The organism is Leifsonia stereocauli (genome assembly GCF_038432415.1).
In the GTDB taxonomy this organism is placed as follows: domain Bacteria; phylum Actinomycetota; class Actinomycetes; order Actinomycetales; family Microbacteriaceae; genus Orlajensenia; species Orlajensenia stereocauli.
In genome coordinates, this window is record NZ_JBCAUN010000002.1 from 399,003 (window position 1) to 412,317 (window position 13,315).

Here is a 13,315-nt window from a genome sequence, read left to right on the forward strand (position 1 = left end):
GGGATGTCCACCGAGAACGTGGTCGAGCCGCGACGCGCCGCTGGAGGTCGTCGGCGATTCTCGGTGAGCTCGATGCTCGACGGGTTCTTCTTCATCTTCGCGGCGCTCGCCGCCGTCTGGCTGGCCACGATCGTGTTCGGCGAGAGCTTCCAGTGGCGGTGGGCGTCGCTGCTGTACTTCATCGTGTTCTGGGTGCTGCTGGCCTACCTCGTGCTCCCGCGGCTGCATCGCATCCTCACCACGATCTACGTGCCCGACTACTTCATCGGCCGTGCCCGCACCAGCGACGGGCTTCTCGGCGATCCGGTGAACCTCGCCCTGCTCGGCAGTGAGGCGGAGGTGCACGCTGCTCTGATCGCCGCAGGCTGGACCCGAGCCGACGACGTGACGGCCGGGTCGAGCCTGCGCATCGTCTCGTCGACCATCACGCGGCGCTCCTACGACGAGGCCCCGGTGAGTCCGCTGTTCCTGTTCGGGCGCCAGCAGGACTTCGCCTACCAGCAGGAGGTCGCGGGCAACCCGGCCAAGCGTCACCACGTGAGGTTCTGGCGCTGCCCGGACGACTGGCTGCTTCCCGGTGGGCGCCGCGTGGAGTGGCTCGCCGCCGGCACCTTCGATCGTGCCGTGGGGCTCTCGCTGTTCACCCTGCAGATCACGCACAAGATCGACGCAGACACCGACATCGAGCGCGACCACATCATCGCCAGCATCACCGAAGCCGTTCCCGGCACGCGCCTCGACGTCATCCGCGACTTCTCGACCGGCTATCACTCGCGGAACGGCGGCGGCGACTCCATCACCACCGACGGCGACATGCCGATCGTCGACCTGCGCACCGACATCGGGGACACGGATGCCGGCCCGGGGGCATCCGCGGTCCGCATGCCGTCGCAGAGCGCGCCGGCCTCCCCGGCGCTCCCAGGCGAGAAGCGCGCCGCCTTCGAGAGCTCGCTCGACCTCGCGCGCCCCGTGGCCGCGGCGCCCACGGCCAAGCGTCCGTCGACCATCACGATGGGTGCGGTGCTCATCGTGCTGCGCGTGATCGGCGGCTCGGCCTGGCTGGTGCAGTTGGCGACGGAGTGGGACAGCATCGTACGCAACGCCCGCGTCGACATCGAGGCCGTCGACCCCGCAGCCGCGCAGAGCCTCGCCCACGCCGTGCTCTGGGTCATCGTCGGCGTCGGCATCCTCGTGCTCATCGTCGAGCTCGGCGTCGTGCTGCTGGTCTACCGCGGGGTCAACTGGGCGCGCCTGTTCGTGCTCGTCGTCGCGACGCTCGGCATCATCGTGGCAGCCGTCGACGTGGCCGCGGGCGGAGAGGGCATCACCCTGCGCACCACGCTGATCACGCTGTCGCTCGACATCCTCATCCTGCTGGCGTTGTCGAGCCGCTCGGCCAGGGCATACTCGCGGCGCACGAAGCCGCCGGTCGAGTAGGCGGCGAGCGGCGGGAGGGCGGCGTCGGGCGACCCTCGATCAGCGGGGAGCGGATGCCGCCGCGTGCGCCTCGCAGTACACCGGGGCAGCTGCAGCGCAGCCCTCGCACACCACGAGCTGCTCGCGGCACGACAGGTCGGTGCAGTTCTGCATCCGTTTCGTCGCCGTTCCATCGACCACGCAGTGACCGATGACGGCGGCATGGTCGCTGAAATCGACGGATCCGCGCTTGTCGAAGACGTAGAGCGAGCCCTCCCAGAGACCGTCGTCGCCTCGGGCCTCGCCGTATCGCACGATGCCGCCGTCGAGCTGGTACACCTCGCCGAAGCCGCGGCTCACCATGAGGCTCGAGAGCACTTCGCACCGGATGCCGCCAGTGCAGTAGGTGACGACAGGTCGGCCCTTCAGCTCGTCGTACTTGCCGCTGTCGAGCTCGGCGACGAAGTCGGAGGTGGTGGCGACATCCGGAACCACGGCGTTCGCGAAGTGACCGATCGCGGCCTCGAAGGCGTTGCGTCCGTCGAAGAAGACGACGTCGTCTCCACGCTCGGCGACGAGCGCGTCGAGGGCATCGGGATCGAGGTGCGTGCCGCCGCCGACGATGCCGTGCTCATCGACCCGCAGCTCGCCGGGGGCGCCGAACGAGACCAGCTCGTCGCGCACCTTGACGCTGAGCTTGGGGAAGTCGATGCTGAGGCCGTCGTCGTCGAGCCCGCGGCCCTCGCTCCACTTCACGTCGAGGTGCTTGAAGGCGGGGTAGTCGCGGGTCTTGCGCAGGTATCGCTTGACAGCCTTGATCTCGCCGCCGATCGTGCCGTTGATGCCGTCCTTCGAGAGGATGATGCGGCCGCGGATGCCCAGCAGTTCGGCCAGGTCGCGCTGCCAGAGGCGCACGGCGTCGGGGTCGGCCAAGGGCGTGAACGCGTAGAAGAGCAGGATCTTGGCGGTGGCCATCCGTCCATTCTGCCGCCTCGCGATCAGCGGGCCTGAGCGTTCGGTGCACGTCGCGTGTGCGTTCGGCTGATGCGAGGGGCAAGCCCTTGCGGGTGGACGGATGGGGTGGTTGCGTTGCGAGGGCGGCATCCGGTGGGCGATCGGCTCATCCGGACCCCCAACAGCCGCGTCGAAGGAGACCGATGTTCAACTACGACCCGTACGCCGAGCTCGCGAGACTGCGCGACTTCGCACCGCTGACCCTCACGAGCGACGACCTCGCACCGGGCGCCGCGCTCGCGAAGGCGCAGTGGGACGAGGGGATGGGCGGATCCGACATCTCGCCGCAGCTGTCGTGGAGCGGCGCCCCGGCCGAGACGCAGAGCTACGCCGTGTCGATCTTCGATCCGGATGCGCCGACGGGCTCCGGCTTCTGGCACTGGGCGGTCTACGACATCCCGGCATCCGTCTCCTCACTGGGGACAGGAGCGGGCTCACCCGGCAGCGCCGAACTTCCGGCCGGAGCGGTCACACTCCCGAACGAGAAGCGGCTCACCTCCTACAGCGGCGCGGCGCCTCCTCCGGCAACCGGGACGCATCGCTACTTCATCGTCGTGACGGCGCTCGACGTTCCGCATCTCGACATCCCCGACGGTGCGACCCCCGCCGTGCTCGGCTTCAACGCGCATTTCCACGGCGTGGCCCGCGGAATCCTGATGGGAACCGCCTCGAGCGACTGAGGCCCTTCCGCTCGCCGAAGGCAGCGACCGAGGCGTCGTCGAAGCGCACCCCGGGGCGCACCCCGGAGCGCCGGCTAGTGCTTGTTGCCGCTCAGCGCCAGCACGCCGCCGAGGCCGATCATCATGACGCCGCCCGTCGCCGAGAGCGTCGAGATGCGCTTCGGAGACTTGGCGAACCAGTCGCGCGCGGTGCCGGCCGCGAGCGCCCAGACGCTGTCGCAGCAGAGTGCCAGTACAACGAAGACGGCGCCGAGCTCAGCCATCTGCAGAGGCACGGAGCCCTGGGAGTAGTCGACGAACTGCGGCAGCACCGCCACGAAGAACGCGATGGTCTTGGGGTTGGTCACGCCGACGATGAAGCCCTCACCCAGCAGGCGCCACGGTGAGCGTGGTGCAACCTCGCCGGTGGCGGCCGCTGCAGCGTCATGGCGGTGCCGGATGGCTTGGACGCCGAGGTAGACCAGGTAGGCGGCGCCGGCCAGCTTCACGACGGTGAAGATGACGACGGACTGGGCGACGAGTGCGCCGACACCGAGGGCGACGGCAGCCACGAGGGGCAGCATCCCGAGCGCGTTGCCGACGACGCTGAGGAATCCGCCGAGCTTGCCGAGCGCGAGTGACCGGCCTATGACGAACAGCACGCTCGGACCCGGAATCACGATGAGCACCACGGATGCCAGCACGAAGGCGAGCAGGTTCGAGGTGGGGATCACCCGTAGATCGTAGCGCCGCCGCGCGCGCCTGTTCCTCGGCTGCGCGCCCGAAACTCCGGGAGCGCGGCGGAGGAACGACCGCGCGGGCTAGCGTGGCATCCGTGACCGACGCAACGCAGACCCCGGATGCCGCCCCCGCCGCCCCCGAGGTGCTCGCCTCCGTCACCGACGGCGTCGGCCGCATCACCCTCAACCGGCCGCGAGCCCTGAACGCCCTGAGCTACGAGATGGTCGGCACCATCGCCGGCCACCTCGGGGCCTGGCGCGATGACGCCGAGGTCGCTCTCGTGGTGCTCGACGGAGCCGGCGACCGCGGGTTCTGCGCCGGCGGTGACATCCGCGCCCTCTGGGAGAACGCGACGGCGGGCAGCAACTCCGACTCGCGCACCTTCTTCCGGGAGGAGTACCACCTCAACGCGCTCATCGCCCGCTACCCGAAGCCCGTGGTCGCGCTGATGGACGGAATCACCATGGGCGGCGGCATCGGGCTCGCCGGTCACGCGTCCATCCGCATCGTCACCGAACGGTCGAAGCTCGCCATGCCCGAGACCCGCATCGGCTTCAGCCCCGACGTCGGCGGCACCTGGCTGCTCGGCCGGGCTCCGGGCGAGCTCGGCACCTTCCTCGGCCTGAACGCGGCCACCATGGGCGCCGCCGATGCCATCGCCGCCGGCTTCGCCGACTACCTCGTGCCGAGCGCCTCGCTCCCGCACCTGCTGCAGGCCCTGCAGGAGAGGGCAGACCCGGGCTCGCCGCCCGAGATCGTGCTGCTCTTCGACGAGACGCCCGAGCGCAGCGAGCTCGAGGCCCAGCGCGGCTGGATCGACGCCTGCTACTCGGCGCCGACAGTCGTCGAGATCATCGCCCGCCTGCGCGACCGCCCCGAGCCCGAGGCCGCCCGCGCCGCCGACGAACTCGCCACCCTCTCACCGACCGGGCTCACCGCCACCCTCGCGGGCATCCGGTCCGCGCGTGCTGCGTCGACCCTCGAGCAGGCACTCGATAGCGAGTATCGCGCCGTGGCCTGGCTCATCGAACAGCCCGATCTGCGCGAGGGCATCCGTGCCCAGGTGGTCGATAAGGATCGCGCGCCGAACTGGAATCCGGCGACTCTCGCCGACATCGACACGGATGCCGTCCTGGCCGCCATCTCGCAGGAGCCGGCCGAGCCGCTCTGGGGCTGACCGCCGTCCGGGCGCAGCGGGGCTGGAAGCCTTCCGGCGCGCGCCTCTAACGCGGCCGTCGACCCCATCGTGCGTCGACGACGGGGAGAGGATGCCTCAGATGCGGCATCCGTCAACCCCCCGACTGAAACCGCTCCCGGATATGCCCCTGACGGCTTGTCGGATACCGTGGGAGCGTGAAGACCCATGAACTCCGCGTGCACCGTAGCGACGAGAACCTGACCACCGACGGTCAACTCGCCTGGCAGTTGGCCGGAGTCGCCGTCGATTCCGTCCCCGTGACAGACGACGTCACCGAGATGGTGATCAACCGTGTGATCGACAACGCAGCCGTGGCCGTGGCCTCGCTCACCCGCGCACCCGTGACCAGTGCGCGGAGCCAGGCCCTGACGCATCCGGTCTCCGTCGGAGGCCAGGGATCCACGGTGTTCGGGGTCGACGCCGGCCGCCGCACCTCGCCCGAGTGGGCAGCCTGGGCCAACGGGGTCGCCGTGCGCGAGCTCGACTACCACGACACCTTCCTTGCAGCCGAGTACTCGCACCCCGGCGACAACATCCCGCCCATCGTCGCCGTCGCCCAGCACCTCGCTTCCGCACGCGGACTGACCGGTGCCGACGTCGTACGCGGCATCGCCACGGGCTACGAGCTGCAGATCGACCTGGCCAAGGCCATCAGCCTGCACCAGTTCAAGATCGACCACGTCGCCCACCTCGGTCCGTCGGCCGCGGCGGGCATCGGCACCCTGCTCGGACTCGACCAGGAGACGATCTACCAGGCCATCGGCCAGGCTCTGCACACCACGACGGCCACGCGGCAGTCGCGCAAGGGCGCCATCTCCACCTGGAAGGCGCACGCCCCGGCGTTCGCCGGCAAGATGGCGGTCGAGGCCGTCGACCGTGCGATGCGCGGCGAGACCAGCCCGTCGCCCATCTACGAGGGCGAGGACGGCGTGATCGCCTGGCTGCTCGGCGGAACGGATGCCCGCTACTCCGTCGAGATCCCTGAGGAGGGCGAGGCCAAGCGCGCCATCCTCGACAGCTACACCAAGGAGCACTCGGCCGAATACCAGGCGCAGGCCTGGATCGACCTGGCGCGCAGGCTGCACAACGAGTACCCGCTGCTGCTCGACGACGTCGAGAGCATCGAGCGCATCGTCATCCACACCTCGCACCACACGCACTACGTGATCGGCTCTGGCGCGAACGACCCGCAGAAGTACGACCCATCTGCCTCGCGCGAGACGCTCGATCACTCCATCCCGTACATCTTCGCCGTTGCCCTGCAGGACGGCTCGTGGCACCACGTCGACTCCTACTCGCCGGCGCGGGCCAACCGCCCGGACACGGTGGCGCTCTGGAACAAGATCACCACTGTCGAGGACGAGGAGTGGACGCGTCGCTACCACTCGCTCGACATGAACGAGAAGGCATTCGGCGGTCGCGTCGAGATCGTGCTCGCCGATGGCAACACGATCACCGATGAGATCGCGGTGGCGGATGCGCACCCTTTGGGCGCACGTCCGTTCGGTCGGGCCGAGTACGTGCAGAAGTTCCGCACGCTCGCCGGCTTCGTGCTGGAGGAGGCCGAGATCGAGCGCTTCCTGGCTCTGGTCGAGCGTCTGCCCGAGCTGACGCCGGAGGAGCTCGTGGGGCTCACCGTCACGGCTGCTCCGGGTGTGTTGGCGTCGGTGGAGAGCCCGCAGGGTCTCTTCTAGACCTCGAGTCGCCCACTTCCGCCAGTCGAGCCACCCCGCAACCAGCGGAAGTGGGCAACTCGACGGTCTCGGGCGCGGCCCGATTAGGCTGAATCCATGCTCTACGCCCAGAAGACCCCGGCCGACAAGCGCGCCGATTTCCGTGCTGCACTCGCCTCAGGCGGGCTCCTTCGTCTGCCCGGCGCTTTCAATCCGCTGAGCGCGCGCCTCATCGAGCAGAAGGGCTTCGAGGGCGTCTACATCTCCGGTGCGGTTCTCTCGGCCGATCTCGGCCTGCCCGACATCGGCCTCACCACGCTCACCGAGGTGGCCGGCCGATCCAAGCAGATCGCCCGAATGACCGAGCTGCCGGCCATCGTCGACGCAGACACGGGATTCGGTGAGCCCATGAACGTGGCCCGCACCGTGCAGGAGATGGAGGATGCCGGCGTCGCCGGGCTCCACATCGAGGACCAGGTAAACCCCAAGAGATGCGGCCACCTCGACGGCAAGCAGGTCGTCGACGAGCACGCGGCCCTGCAGCGCATCCGTGCCGCAGTCGATGCCCGTCGAGACCCGAACTTCCTCATCATGGCGCGCACCGACATCCGTGCCGTCGATGGCCTGCAGGCGGCGATCGATCGGGCGAAGGCCCTCGTCGACGCCGGTGCAGACGCCATCTTCCCCGAGGCGATGGCGAACCTCTCGGAGTTCGAGGCCATCCGCGCCGCCGTCGACGTGCCGCTGCTCGCGAACATGACCGAGTTCGGCAAGAGCGAGCTGTTCACCACCCAGCAGCTGGCCGATGTGGGCATGAACATCGTCATCTGGCCGGTCTCGTTGCTGCGCCTCGCCATGGGTGCCGCCATGGCCGGTCTCGATGAGCTGACGGATGCCGGCAACCTCACCGGCAAGCTCGGCGACATGCAGCACCGCTCGGAGCTGTACGAGCTCATCGACTACGAGGGCTACAACCACTTCGACAGCAGCATCTTCAACTTCCGCGTCGCCCGCTGAGCTGCGGTCGCCGTCAGTACCGCGCGCAATTCAGGCTGGATCACCCGACACGCCGCCTGCGAGGTGCGACACACCGTCGTGAGGCTGATCGGGCCTGAATCGTGCGGGTGACGGGCGGTCCGGTCAGTGGCAGCATCCACATATCAGGCAACTCGCCCGCGGGAAGTAGTCTGGGAGACCATGCCAGCGACGAAGGGGACGCCATGAGCGAAGCGCCGGAGATCTACAAGGGACTGGCGGGCGTACCCGTCGACTACACCGCGATCTCGCGGGTGAACCCAGACACCAACACGTTGCTCTACCGCGGCTATCCGGTGCAGGATCTCGCGGCTCAGCGCTCCTTCGAAGAGGTCGCCTGGCTGCTCTGGTACGGCGAGCTGCCGACGCCCGAGCAGCTCGATGCCTTCGTCGAGACCGAGCGCAGCGAACGTGCCCTCGCGGCGAACGTCCGTCGCTCCATCGACGACCTGCCCGTGACGTCGCATCCGATGGACGTCGTCCGCACCGCCGTGAGCGTCATCGGGGCGAATGATCCGGATGCCGAGGACAACGATCCCGAGCAGAACCTGCGCAAGTCCAAGCTGCTGTTCGCGCAGCTGCCGGCCATCGTCGCCTACGACCAGCGTCGCCGCCAGGGACTCCCGCTCGTGGAGCCGCGCGACGACCTCGACTACTCGCGCAACTTCCTCTGGATGACCTTCGGCGAGGAGGCTCCCGAAGATGTCGTGACAGCGTTCCGGGTGAGCATGGTGCTCTACGCCGAGCACTCCTTCAACGCCTCGACGTTCACGGCGCGCGTCGTCGCGTCCACCCTCTCCGACCTCTACTCCTCGGTGGTCGCGGCCATCGGAGCGCTCAAGGGCCCGTTGCACGGAGGCGCCAACGAGGCCGTCATGCGCACATTCGGCGAGATCGGCACTCCAGACAACGTCGACGCCTGGCTCGAGGACGCCCTCGCCCGCAAGGCCAAGATCATGGGCTTCGGCCACCGCGTCTACAAGAACGGCGACTCCCGCGTTCCCACGATGCGAGCCTCGATGGTGAAGATGCTCGAGCACTACGACCGCCCCGACCTGCTCGAGATGTACGAGAAGCTCGAGGCCGGCATGGGCGAGAAGAAGAACATCAAGCCCAACCTCGACTACCCGGCCGGCCCGACGTACCACGTGATGGGCTTCGAGACCGAGACCTTCACGCCGCTCTTCGTGGCCAGCCGCATCACCGGCTGGACCGCCCATGTGATGGAGCAGCTCGCCTCGAACGCGCTGATCCGCCCGCTCGCCGTGTACAACGGCGTCGACCAGCGGGAGCTGCCAGGGGCCTGACCCGGAGACGGATGCTGTGGGATGCGTGCAACGCCGCCCGCGGCATCCGTTCCCCGCACTGTCGTCACCACACAGGCGGTGTGACGGCGACGGATGCCGGCGCTAGCGTCGCAGCATGCACATGTTCTTCCGCACGCTCCTGCACTTCTGGCTGTCGCGGTTCGGCAAGCGCCTCGGGCACTACGACGTGGCGCGTACGAACTTCATCACGCTGCCGACCGACCTCGACATCCTCAAGCACATGAACAACGGCGTGTACCTGTCGATCATGGACGTCGCCCGCTTCGACATGCTCAAGCGCACCGGCGCGTGGAAGATCCTGCAGGACAGGGGCTGGTACCCGGTCGTGGTGTCCGAGACCATCAGCTTCCGCAAGTCGCTCACGCTCTGGCAGCGCTTCACGATCGAGTCGCGCGTGCTGGGCTTCGACGACAAGGCCGTCTTCGTCGAACAGCGTTTCGTGCGACCGGATGCCGCGGGCAGGCCCGAGGTCTATGCGAAGGGCTACATCCGCGGACGCTTCCTGCGCCGCACGGGTGGCGTCGTGCCCGTGGAGGAACTCATCGAAGCGCTCGGCCACGTGCCCGACAGCGTGGTCGTGCCCGAGCGGCTGCTCGAGTGGGGCGCCGGAGTCGCGCTGCCCGCCACGCGCGCCGAGGCGCCGTCGGAGTGGGCCGACGCCTGAGCTGCCTGCGCGACGCCGACGACTTCAGCGGCGTCGGCGGCTGTACTAGGACAGGGCCTTGCGTGGCACGACGACTTCCTTGATGATCAGCAGGATGCCTGCAGCCACCGGGATGGCGACGAGGGCGCCGGGCAGGCCGGCGAGGGTGCCACCCGCGAGGGCTGCGATCAGCACGATGGAGCCGGGCACCTGCACGGCCTTGCTCATGACCCGCGGCGTGAGGATGTAAGCCTCGATCTGCATGTAGATGAGCATCGCGACGAGCACGATGAGGGCCGCGACAGGTGAGGTGAAGAGCGAGAACACCGTCATGAACGCCGTCGTGAGCACGGTTCCGATCAGCGGGATCAGCGTGATGAAGAACGCCGCGACAGAGATGACCAGCGCGAACGGCACACCGACGAGGCTCAGCAGGATCAGGCTGAAGGTGGCGTTGAAGAAGGCGAGTACGACCATGCCGGAGAGGTAGCGGCCGACGTTGCCCATGATGCGCTCCGCGTAGTCCACGACGCGCTCCCGGTGCGAGGCGGAGACGAGCGAGTAGACCGCGTTCTTGGAGAAGTCGAGGGTCGCCGTGAAGTAGATGGTGAGGATGAAGATGAAGATGCCGCTCGAGACGGCGCTGGCGACTGCCACGCCGAAGGCGAGCGCGCCGCCGCCGACGGTCGTCCAGAACTTCGGGTCGGCGATGAGGCCGGTGATCCAGACGTAGATCGTGCTGAGCACGCCGCCCGTGCCGTTGGAGGCGTCCTGGAACCACTGCTGCGACTGCAGGTTGGCGAGCAGCTCGGGCGCATCCTGGACGAACTGCACGGCCTGCCCGATCACCAACGGGAGCACCAGCCACAGCAGGCCGACGATCACGACCACGAAGAGGACGATGACGGTGACGATCGCGCCACCGCGAGGCATACCGCGCTTCTCGAACCAGCGCACGAGCGGGTCGAGGCCGAGGGTGATGAAGACGGCGGCGAACACCGAGAAGATGACGCTGGACACCGCCGAGGCCGCTGCTGCGAGCCCGAGGGCGAGAAGCACTCCGAGCGTGGCGACGAACGCCCACTGGAACGGCTTGTTCGCGATCAGGCTGGTGGAGGTCTTGACGGCCTTCTCACGCCGGGCTCTCTGCTGCACGTTGGTCACGGCGCAAGCATAGTGAGGTGGTGTCCCGGGCCGCCCGATCGACTCAGTGCGTCGGAACCACCAGGTCGCGGTAGTACTCCGAGTGCGCCGGGTAGTAGTGCTCCCACTGCGGAAGGGGGCGATCCTCCCGCGCCGCGATGAGGCGGTCGAGGTAGTAGTCCCAGCCGGGACCCATCGTGGCGGCATCCGAGGAGGCGTGCATCCTCTGGCCCAGGGTCAGGGTGGTGAGTCCGCCGGCCTCATGCAGGTGGCAGAAGACGTGCCACATGTCCTCGCCGGTTCCGACCTCGGCGAGGAAGCGGTGCGGTGCATCGCACTCGCGAATGGTGGTGTACTCCCACTCGGCGTCCGGCTCGGCCGACATCAGGAACCGCACGGCGCCCGTCGACGGATTGCCCGTGTAGGTGCCGATCCACCTCTGCATGAAGGTGGGGTTCGTGAGGCTGTACCAGACGTCTTCGATCGGCGCTGAGAACAGCCTGTCGATCAGTAGGTAGAGGCCATCGGGCCTGTGGGCGAGACGCCCTGTTGGTCGCACTGACATGGATACCTCCGTGGCAACATCGCCTGCGTTTTCAGCGTACGCCGGATGCCGTCGGGCGGGTAGTGGTGACGGCGGATGCGCGGGTGCCGCGCCGCGACGGGTCGCACTCCCCACGCGGCGTGGGGCGGTGCCCTAGAGTGGCGGCATGAGCAGCAAGTCCAAGACCCCGGCCACGACCGATTCGCACCAGTCCGGCAGCGGCGTCTTCCTCGAGAGCGACCGTTCCTCCGCCTGGGCCTGGCTCGCCGGCCTCATCGTGCTGGTCTTCGTGGCCGTGCCGATCTCGGCGACTCTCGCCTTCGCGACGCACCCGAACACCCAGCAGCTCTTCGCCGGACGCCTGTCGGATGCGACGACGGGTGGCTACCAGGCGTTCTGGTGGATCGTCACACTGTTGCTCGTCGCCCTGCCGTTCCTCGTCGGACTCGGCATCGCCAAGCTGTCGAGCCGCGCGCTCGCGATCGTGGCAGCCATCGTGGCAGTGCTCGTGATCGCCGCAGTCGTGCTGGGGCAGCTCTTCATCTTCTAGGGCACAAGCTCGCTGAGGCCCGGACGAAGTCCGCGGTCGAAGCGCACAGGCGGGGTGTTCGACGCCTTCGGGCGGTCGCTCCGCTCGGCCCTCAGGGGAGCGGGGACAAGCGTTGTCAGCGCGCGTCCCCCAGGAACGCGTCGACCTGTGCCGTGATCTCGGCCCGCACCTCGTCGGAGGTTGCCGTGGCCTCGCCGTCTCCGGGCTGCACTCCGTAGTCCCCGAAGCTGGCATGGTTGGCGCCGTCGATCTGCACGAAGGTGGCATCCGCCGGAAGCATCGGGGCCGCATCCGCGATCTTGTCGGGGGTGGAGAGTCCGTCGTGCTGGCCACCGAGGCTCAGCACGGACAGCGACGTCTGCGAGAGGTCGTTGGCGCAGTAGCTGCCGAACAGGATGACACCGGTCACGTCGGGGTCGTCGGCGAGCATGCACGCGCGCACTCCGCCGAGGGAGTGTCCTCCGACGTACCAGGTCGAGACGTCGGGGGCGTCGGCCGTGAAGCTCGAGAGCGGGCGGGTGTCGAAGAACGCCAGGTTGAGCGTGGGCTTCGTGATCACGACAGTCGTGCCGGCGGCCGCGATGCCCGAGAGCTTGTTCATGTAGGCATAGGGGTCGACCTTGGCGCCGGGGATGAACACGAAGCCGTCGCCGCTCGCCTCACCCGTCGGCGTCATCACGATGGAGTGGTCCGTCGACGTGATGCTCACGCCCTCGTCGCTCCACGCGTCGATGGCGAACGGGCGCTCGCCCTGCATGACGATCTGCGTGTACACGGCGAACAGCACCACGATCAGAAGCAGCACTCCCACGATCCAGCCGCCGACGACGCGCAAGCGGTGGGCGAAACCGGTGCCGCCTACGCCCCGCACGTTGGGGGATGGGGTGACGGATGCCGAAGCCTCAGTCGCGGTCATCGTAGGCCTCCCGGCTCGCGAGGATGTCGTCGTGGTGGTCTGCCGCCCAGCTGACGAGTCCGAGCACGGGCTCGAAGAGGGTGCGGCCGAGCTCTGTGGCCTCGTACTCGACGCGCGGCGGGATCTCGGGGTAGCTCGTGCGGGAGACGAGGCCGTCGCGCTCGAGGTTGCGCAGGGTGTGGGTCAGCATTCGGTGCGAGATGCCGGCGATGTTGCGCTGCAGCACGGTGAACCGCTGCGGGCCGTCCTGCAGGCTGCCGACGATGAGCAGGCTCCACTTGTCGCCGACTCGGGAGAGGACGTCGCGGATCATGTCGCTGCCGTCGTGGCCGGCGCTGCATGGGCCCTTGTCCTCGAGAACGGCTGAGGCCGGGGATGCGGCCATGGTGGTCTCCATCTCTTACAGCGGTGTGCGTGACGCACGGAGAAGTGCGGGGCCGGCGTCGGGTATAAAA

General features: G+C 68.4%; 14 protein-coding genes. 8 read left to right on the top strand and 6 right to left on the bottom strand.

What is annotated here, in order from left to right; all coding sequences use genetic code 11:
* Positions 1-3: 3 nt before the first annotated feature.
* The gene (locus tag AADV74_RS10790) at positions 4-1,437 is read left to right on the top strand and encodes an LssY C-terminal domain-containing protein (protein ID WP_342113892.1); all 1,434 of its coding nucleotides are present in this window, start codon (positions 4-6) and stop codon (positions 1,435-1,437) included.
* 39 nt (positions 1,438-1,476) lie between these two features.
* Here the strand turns inward: AADV74_RS10790 and trhO are convergent, their stop codons facing one another.
* Positions 1,477-2,391, bottom strand: coding sequence for an oxygen-dependent tRNA uridine(34) hydroxylase TrhO (gene trhO, locus AADV74_RS10795; RefSeq protein WP_342113893.1), 915 nt, complete (start codon positions 2,389-2,391; stop codon positions 1,477-1,479).
* A 182-nt stretch (positions 2,392-2,573) separates the two neighbouring features.
* Here trhO and AADV74_RS10800 point away from each other — a divergent pair, with 182 nt between their 5' ends.
* Entirely contained in the window at positions 2,574-3,110 is a 537-nt protein-coding gene (locus AADV74_RS10800; RefSeq protein ID WP_342113894.1) for a YbhB/YbcL family Raf kinase inhibitor-like protein, read from the top strand.
* Positions 3,111-3,184: 74 nt separating this feature from the next.
* Here AADV74_RS10800 and AADV74_RS10805 read toward each other — a convergent pair whose 3' ends face one another.
* The gene (locus tag AADV74_RS10805) at positions 3,185-3,823 is read right to left on the bottom strand and encodes a LysE family translocator (RefSeq protein WP_342113896.1); all 639 of its coding nucleotides are present in this window, start codon (positions 3,821-3,823) and stop codon (positions 3,185-3,187) included.
* A gap of 101 nt (positions 3,824-3,924) precedes the next feature.
* On the opposite strand from AADV74_RS10805, the gene AADV74_RS10810 reads away from it, so the two are divergent.
* The 5 genes from AADV74_RS10810 (at position 3,925) to AADV74_RS10830 (ending at position 9,728) form a co-directional block, all read left to right on the top strand.
* A complete protein-coding gene (locus AADV74_RS10810) occupies positions 3,925-5,007 on the top strand; it encodes an enoyl-CoA hydratase/isomerase family protein (RefSeq protein WP_425287289.1) in 1,083 nt (360 codons plus the stop codon).
* Between the two features lie 176 nt (positions 5,008-5,183).
* A complete protein-coding gene (locus tag AADV74_RS10815; RefSeq protein ID WP_342113898.1) occupies positions 5,184-6,722 on the top strand; it encodes an MmgE/PrpD family protein in 1,539 nt (512 codons plus the stop codon).
* 96 nt (positions 6,723-6,818) lie between these two features.
* Positions 6,819-7,718 (top strand): methylisocitrate lyase, encoded by a 900-nt coding sequence (prpB, locus tag AADV74_RS10820; RefSeq protein ID WP_342113900.1) that lies wholly within the window; start codon positions 6,819-6,821, stop codon positions 7,716-7,718.
* A gap of 203 nt (positions 7,719-7,921) precedes the next feature.
* Positions 7,922-9,043 (top strand): bifunctional 2-methylcitrate synthase/citrate synthase, encoded by a 1,122-nt coding sequence (locus tag AADV74_RS10825; protein ID WP_342113902.1) that lies wholly within the window; start codon positions 7,922-7,924, stop codon positions 9,041-9,043.
* A gap of 115 nt (positions 9,044-9,158) precedes the next feature.
* Positions 9,159-9,728, top strand: coding sequence for an acyl-CoA thioesterase (locus tag AADV74_RS10830; RefSeq protein ID WP_342113905.1), 570 nt, complete (start codon positions 9,159-9,161; stop codon positions 9,726-9,728).
* Between the two features lie 45 nt (positions 9,729-9,773).
* On the opposite strand, the gene AADV74_RS10835 is transcribed toward AADV74_RS10830, so the two are convergent.
* Both AADV74_RS10835 and AADV74_RS10840 read right to left on the bottom strand, forming a co-directional pair.
* Positions 9,774-10,871 carry an AI-2E family transporter gene (locus AADV74_RS10835; protein ID WP_342113907.1) on the bottom strand — a complete coding sequence of 366 codons (1,098 nt, stop codon included), beginning with the start codon at positions 10,869-10,871 and terminating at the stop codon, positions 9,774-9,776.
* A gap of 43 nt (positions 10,872-10,914) precedes the next feature.
* The gene (locus AADV74_RS10840) at positions 10,915-11,415 is read right to left on the bottom strand and encodes an SRPBCC domain-containing protein (RefSeq protein WP_342113908.1); all 501 of its coding nucleotides are present in this window, start codon (positions 11,413-11,415) and stop codon (positions 10,915-10,917) included.
* 145 nt (positions 11,416-11,560) lie between these two features.
* Between AADV74_RS10840 and AADV74_RS10845 the strand changes: the two genes are divergently transcribed.
* Positions 11,561-11,944: a hypothetical protein gene (locus AADV74_RS10845; RefSeq protein WP_342113910.1), complete on the top strand. Its 384-nt coding sequence runs from the start codon at positions 11,561-11,563 to the stop codon at positions 11,942-11,944.
* Between the two features lie 115 nt (positions 11,945-12,059).
* On the opposite strand, the gene AADV74_RS10850 is transcribed toward AADV74_RS10845, so the two are convergent.
* On the bottom strand, positions 12,060-12,860 hold the full coding sequence (locus AADV74_RS10850; protein WP_342113912.1) for an alpha/beta hydrolase: 801 nt from the start codon (positions 12,858-12,860) through the stop codon (positions 12,060-12,062).
* Complete coding sequence (locus AADV74_RS10855; protein WP_342113914.1) at positions 12,847-13,245, bottom strand: winged helix-turn-helix transcriptional regulator; 399 nt, start codon at positions 13,243-13,245, stop codon at positions 12,847-12,849. Before AADV74_RS10855 ends, AADV74_RS10850 begins: the two co-directional genes overlap by 14 nt.
* Positions 13,246-13,315 lie beyond the last annotated feature (70 nt).

Excerpts from the sequence above, each read along its gene's own strand:
- prpB (WP_342113900.1), top strand. The coding sequence starts at position 6,819 with ATGCTCTACGCCCAGAAGACCCCGGCCGACAAGCGCGCCGATTTCCGT.
- AADV74_RS10845 (WP_342113910.1), top strand. The coding sequence starts at position 11,561 with ATGAGCAGCAAGTCCAAGACCCCGGCCACGACCGATTCGCACCAGTCC.
- AADV74_RS10830 (WP_342113905.1), top strand. The coding sequence starts at position 9,159 with ATGCACATGTTCTTCCGCACGCTCCTGCACTTCTGGCTGTCGCGGTTC.
- AADV74_RS10800 (WP_342113894.1), top strand. The coding sequence starts at position 2,574 with ATGTTCAACTACGACCCGTACGCCGAGCTCGCGAGACTGCGCGACTTC.
- AADV74_RS10850 (WP_342113912.1), bottom strand. The coding sequence starts at position 12,860 with ATGACCGCGACTGAGGCTTCGGCATCCGTCACCCCATCCCCCAACGTG.
- AADV74_RS10855 (WP_342113914.1), bottom strand. The coding sequence starts at position 13,245 with ATGGCCGCATCCCCGGCCTCAGCCGTTCTCGAGGACAAGGGCCCATGC.
- trhO (WP_342113893.1), bottom strand. The coding sequence starts at position 2,391 with ATGGCCACCGCCAAGATCCTGCTCTTCTACGCGTTCACGCCCTTGGCC.
- AADV74_RS10790 (WP_342113892.1), top strand. The coding sequence starts at position 4 with ATGTCCACCGAGAACGTGGTCGAGCCGCGACGCGCCGCTGGAGGTCGT.
- AADV74_RS10825 (WP_342113902.1), top strand. The coding sequence starts at position 7,922 with ATGAGCGAAGCGCCGGAGATCTACAAGGGACTGGCGGGCGTACCCGTC.
- AADV74_RS10840 (WP_342113908.1), bottom strand. The coding sequence starts at position 11,415 with ATGTCAGTGCGACCAACAGGGCGTCTCGCCCACAGGCCCGATGGCCTC.